The 5,846-nt window shown below is 61.5% G+C and carries 4 protein-coding genes; all 4 read right to left on the bottom strand.

Annotated elements, in window-relative coordinates:
* Positions 1–562, bottom strand: a 562-nt coding sequence (locus tag VK725_RS09240) for a glycosyltransferase family 2 protein (RefSeq protein ID WP_325317770.1), incomplete at its 3' end; no start/stop codon positions are given.
* Positions 563–612: 50 nt separating this feature from the next.
* Complete coding sequence (locus VK725_RS09235; protein WP_325317769.1) at positions 613–1,398, bottom strand: hypothetical protein; 786 nt, start codon at positions 1,396–1,398, stop codon at positions 613–615.
* Positions 1,356–5,216 (bottom strand): phosphoribosylformylglycinamidine synthase, encoded by a 3,861-nt coding sequence (purL, locus tag VK725_RS09230; RefSeq protein WP_325317768.1) that lies wholly within the window; start codon positions 5,214–5,216, stop codon positions 1,356–1,358. Before purL ends, VK725_RS09235 begins: the two co-directional genes overlap by 43 nt.
* 154 nt (positions 5,217–5,370) lie before the next feature.
* The coding region (locus VK725_RS09225) for a DNA ligase (RefSeq protein WP_325317767.1) at positions 5,371–5,846 on the bottom strand (476 nt) is incomplete at its 5' end.

The raw sequence follows: 5,846 nt of genomic DNA, 5'->3' as shown, positions 1-5,846 counted from the left end.
CGAAGACGCGACGCGGCATCAGCATCAACGCACCGGAAACAGCTTCCGCGTCCACCACATGATCGGGCATCGGGCCGCTGATATTCACGCCTTCGTCATTGCGCTTGAATAGCGTCGTCAGCGCGCGCTGCAATACCGGATCGCGACGATACGAAGCGGGATCGGGCACGCCTCTCTCATCGCACACCACCGCGCCAATCACACCTGCTTTCGGCTCTTTGGACAGAATCTCCAGCAATCGCTGCAGTTCGGATTCCTTGATCATGCAATCGGGGTTGAGAATCAGCAGCGTCTGCCCAGTTGCCTGAGCAGCGGCACGATTCACGGCCGGACCAAAACCCAGATTCTTATGGTTGTAGATAATCTTGAGCCGAGGATCGCTCTCTCGCCCACGTCCGATCGCCTGCGGAATGCCGTCGTTCGAGCCGTTGTCGATAAGCAACACTTCCAGCGGCACAGAAAAACCCAGTACGCCGTAGATACACTCGCGCAACATCGGTCCGCTGTCGGCGGAGACAACGATGATGCTGATGACGGGCGATGTTGCGTCGACGGCTGACATAGTGACCTTACTTACCGGGACGAAGCGCAACGTATTCCATCACGCCTCGTTTATTCGTCAATGTGATCCTGACCAAGCACATGCGATAGCGCCAGGGGCGGCTGATCGTCGCCGCGCGTCAGCCATGCCTCGTCGCCACGCCATCCAAACAGCTGCCAGCCACGAAGTCGAAAGGCTTTATCGCGGGCGAGATCGTACAGTACTACGCCGCGCCCGGCTGTCATGGGCCATGCGGCCCATCCCCGCCCTTTTGACAGGCATATTTGCGGCTCTACGTGACGGATCTTCGTATCCTTGCCGACACGGTAACTTTGGTCAGTGATGCGTTCGACGTGAAAAGTTGCACCGACCGGCAGATCACTGGGCGCCATCCATGCCGGCGATTCGAGCTCGATGATGACGGCCGAAGGCCCCACCGGCGCCATTGCCATCTCACGCCACTCCGGCGACTCGGCAGCCAGTGTTGCGTCACGCAAAGGCTTGCGGTTCTGCCACGATTCCAGCAACACGAGTAACGAGAAACCGACGAGCGCCACCAGCAGCGTGAACGTGAGCCCAAGCGCGTGGCCTCCGAAGGCACGATAACTGGCGATCAACACACCTGCGAAGCCCCAGCGCAGCGCACGGCGGAGAATGCAGCTGTAGCGTTGCAAGCGTGGCACACGCGTCAGTTGCGCAATCACGAACGCCAGCAACAACGGCGCACCGATCCACCAAGGCATGAGGGCAAGCAACAGTGCCCACGCGATGGCCAGTATCAGACTTGGCCACCTGCGTCGGTGTGCGGCCAGCTTCAGCCGCACCACACCCTTGCGTTGCGGAACATGCGCATCCACGGTGAATCCTCACCCCATGAATCCGGATGCCAGCTCATCTGTACGGTGCGATGCACGCGTTCCGGATGCGGCATCAGAATGGTGACGCGGCCGTCGGCAGCGGTGAAGCCGGTCTGGCCACCGGGAGAACCGTTCGGATTGAGCGGATAGTTTTCAGTCGGCTTGCCGCGATTATCGATGAAGCGCAACGCAGCACCCGCCTTGGACGGGCTGCACGACTGCGGAAAACTCACGCGGCCTTCGCCATGTGCCACAACGACGGGAATGCGCGAGCCGGTCATGCCCTTGAAGAAGATGCTCGGCGAGTCGAGCACTTCGACCGTGCACAGGCGCGCTTCGTATTGCTCGGACGCATTGCGCAGGAACTTCGGCCAATGCTGCGCACCGGGGATGATGTCTTTGAGCTGGCTCATCATCTGACAACCGTTGCACACGCCAAGCGCGAACTTGGTCGGATCGGCAAAGAACGCTTCGAATTGCGCACGCAGCCTGTCGTTGTAGAGGATCGATGCGGCCCAACCGCGCCCTGCGCCAAGCACGTCGCCGTAGGAGAACCCGCCGCACGCGGCAAGACCACGGAAATCGTCGAGCTTGACGCGCCCACTGACAAGATCGGACATGTGCACATCGACCGCGTCGAAACCGGCGCGCGTAAACGCAGCCGCCATTTCCACCTGACCGTTGACGCCCTGCTCGCGCAGTATCGCCACACGCGGCCGGGTGAATTGCTTGATATGCGATACCGCGATGTCGTCGGCCGGATCGAAAGTCAGCTTCGGCGAAATGCCGGTGTCATCGTCGGCGATGCGCCATTCCAGTTCCGCATCGGCACTGACAGGGTTATCGCGCAAACGCTGCATGGCAAAGCTGGTTTCATTCCATGCCTTGAACAATTGCGTCCAGTTCCATTTGAACAGCTTGTCGCCGTTGAGGAACATCTTGATGCCGAGCTTCTCGGTCGGGCGGCCAATGCGCGTGCTCATGCCCGCAAGGCCATGCTTGACCAGTAGCGCTTCGAACGCTTCGCGATTGGCAGTGGCCACTTGCAGCACGGCGCCGAGCTCTTCGTTGAAGAGCGCACGCAGCGTCGCTTCCGCCCAGCCATCGAGCGTGATTTCCAGACCGCAGTGACCGGCAAACGCCATCTCCAGCAGCGTGACTATGACGCCGCCATCGGAACGATCGTGATAGGCCAGCGCCAAACCGTTGCGATTGGCTTCCTGCACCAGATCGAACAGCGCCTTCAGATGCTTGGCGTTATCCAGATCCGGCGGCACACCGCCGCCGCGATTGAACACCTGCGTCAGCGCGGAACCGCCAAGACGTGCACGACCTGCACCGAGATCGATCAGCCACAGATCGGAATCGCCGCGATCGAGGCGCAGCTGCGGCGTCAACGTGCGACGAACGTCGCCGACACGCGCAAAGCCAGTAATAACTAGCGACACCGGCGCAATCGTGCGCTGCTGGGTATCGCCGTCCTTCCACACGGTCTGCATCGAGAGTGAGTCTTTGCCGACCGGAATGGAAATGCTGAGATCGGGACACAGCTCCATGCCGACGGCTTTCACTGCGTCGAACAACGCTGCATCTTCACCGGGATGATTGACCGCTGCCATCCAGTTGGCGGACAGGCGCACTTCGCCCAGATTGTCGATCGGTGCCGCAGCAAGATTGGTAATTGCTTCGCCCACCGCAAGACGCGCGGCATCCGCGCTGCTCAGCAAGGCAACCGGTGCGCGCTCGGCCATCGCCATTGCTTCGCCTTTGTAGCCGTCGAAGTCGAGCAACGTCACGGCACAGTCGGCCACAGGCACCTGCCACGGACCCACCATCGGATCGCGCGAGCACAAACCGCCCACGCTGCGGTCGCCGATGGTGATGAGGAAGCTCTTGCTACCGACGGTCGGCAAATGCAGCACCCGCATCAGCGCGTCTTCCATACTGATGCCGTTGAGATCCGGAACCAGATCGATGCGCGGCTTGATGCGTTTCGCATCGCGATGCATGCGTGGCGGCTTGCCAAACAACACATCCATCGGCAGATCGATCACGGTGAGGTTGCGGCGCGGATCGTTCACGCGTAGCACGCGTTCCTGGGTTGCCGTACCGACCACTGCGTACGGGCAGCGCTCACGCGCACAGTACGCTTCGAATTCCGGCAGGTTTTCTTTCGCGATGGCGAGAACGTAGCGCTCCTGCGATTCGTTGCTCCACACCTGCATGGGCGAGAGCGCCGGATCGTCGCACGGTACTTTCGACAAATCGATCTCGCCGCCCACGCCCGCGTCATTGAGCAACTCGGGAATGGCGTTGGACAAACCGCCGGCGCCGACGTCGTGGATGCTTACGATGGGGTTGCGTTCGCCACGCTGCCAGCAGGCGTCGATGACTTGCTGGCAACGGCGTTCCATTTCAGCGTTATCGCGCTGCACCGAAGCGAAATCGAGTTCCGCGCTGGATGCACCGGATGCCACCGACGAGGCCGCACCACCGCCAAGACCGATCAACATGGCGGGACCGCCAAGCACGATCACGGCATGGCCCGGTTCAACTTCATGCTTCTGCACGTGGTCGTTGCGGATATTCGCAATACCGCCAGCGATCATGATCGGCTTGTCGTAACCGCGACGCACACCGGCCTCGCCGGTTTCATGCTCGTAAGTGCGGAAATAACCGCCCAGACAGGGACGGCCGAATTCATTGTTGAACGCAGCGGCGCCGAGCGGGCCATCGCGCATGATTTCGAAGGCACTCGCCATGCGCGGCGGCAGCGGGCGCTCCACTTCCCATGGCTGCGGATGACCCGGAATGCGCAGATCCGACACGGAAAAGCCGGTCAATCCCGCTTTCGGTTTGGCGCCACGGCCAGTCGCGCCTTCGTCGCGGATTTCACCGCCGGCACCCGTCGCCGCACCGGGCCACGGCGCAATGGCGGTCGGATGGTTGTGCGTTTCAACCTTGATCGCGTAGTCGATGTGTTCTTCGTTGCTGCGCCAGACATCGCCTGCGCCGACCGTGAAGCGCTTGCCAACGTTGCCTTCGATCACGGCCGCGTTGTCCTTGTACGCGGACAGCGTGTGCGCAGGCGAGCGTTGATGCGTGTTCTTGATCATCGCGAACAGGCTCTTGTCCTGCGCTTCCCCGTCCAGCGTCCAACTGGCGTTGAACACCTTGTGACGGCAATGCTCGGAGTTGGCCTGCGCGAACATGAAGAGTTCGGCGTCGGTCGGATCGCGGCCAAGCTCGGCGTAACGCTCGGCCAGGTAGTCGATCTCGTCATCGGCCAGCGCGAGACCCAGCTCGGTATTGGCCTTGGCCAACGCAGCGCGCGCATCGCCGCCAAGCGCGATGTGCACCAGATCGCCGGGCTTGCCCGCCAGGAAAAGGCCCTGTGCCTGATCGAGATTGGTGAGCACCGACTGTGTCATTGCATCGTGCAGCACGGCGAGCACGCTGCTGTAGCTGACATCGTCCTGAGCAGGCAGACCTTTTACCTGCCAGGCCGCGCCGCGCTCGACGCGACGAACGTCGAAACCGGCGTCATGCAGGATGTCGGTCGCCTTGCTCGACCAGGGCGAAATGGTGCCCAGGCGAGGCACGACCCACAGCGAGGCGGCTTCGGGCTTGCCATCTTTGGCCTCGAGAGCTTCCAGCAGCCGCTTGCGCTGCTCACCTTCGGGCTCGGCCGAAGCATCGATGAAGTAAACGAACCAGCACGCCTGCACGCGGGTACCGCGATGCAAGGCATCGAGGTGGGCGTTGAGACGTTCCAGGCGAAAAGGCGAGAGGGCGCTCTGCCCGTCGAGTGCGATCATGCGGGGGAAAAGGCGCTAAGCAATGGAGATCGCCATTGTACCTTAGACCCTGCTCAATATTCTCCGAACGACCCATAAACCGGGTCTATCGTTGATGTTCGAAGGCGCCCTTCCGCCGCATACAGCGGGTAAAGAAGCGATGTAAACCCGCTATTTACATCGCTTCGCGGATGCGCATAAACCGGGCGAACCGGGGTTTCCCACCCGTTGTCACGCCCTGGTAGCGATAGGTCACAAAACTACCCAGAGACGGCGGATGGCGCCGCTGCTCATCGCTGAAACCGGTTCCGATGCGAAAGCGCGTGCCATCGGGCATCTCCACGAGCAATGCCCCCAGGACACCGGCATATTTTCCCTTGCCCGGCACGTACGCGACGACACGCGCTTCGGCGTCCTCGTAAGGCTTGAATTTCACGAGGTCGCCGGTGCGGCCGGCGCGGTACAGCGACGATCCGCGATGTAACGCGAGGCCCTCGCCGCCCAGGTTCACAACCTCATCCAAGTGCGCCTGCAATTGAGCTTGATCGGCCACCTTGTACTGATGCACGGCTTGCACCCACGGTACATCGAGTTTTGCCACAAGCCGATTCAGCACAGGAATGCGATCGGTAAACGGACCCGGCTGCCCAG

The organism is Dyella sp. (genome assembly GCF_035486915.1).
Taxonomy (GTDB): domain Bacteria; phylum Pseudomonadota; class Gammaproteobacteria; order Xanthomonadales; family Rhodanobacteraceae; genus Dyella_B.
This window is presented reverse-complemented; position numbering and strand designations above follow the sequence as displayed.

Bases quoted from the DNA above. Each gene is read 5' to 3' on its own strand.
- purL (WP_325317768.1), bottom strand. From the start codon at position 5,216: ATGATCGCACTCGACGGGCAGAGCGCCCTCTCGCCTTTTCGCCTGGAA.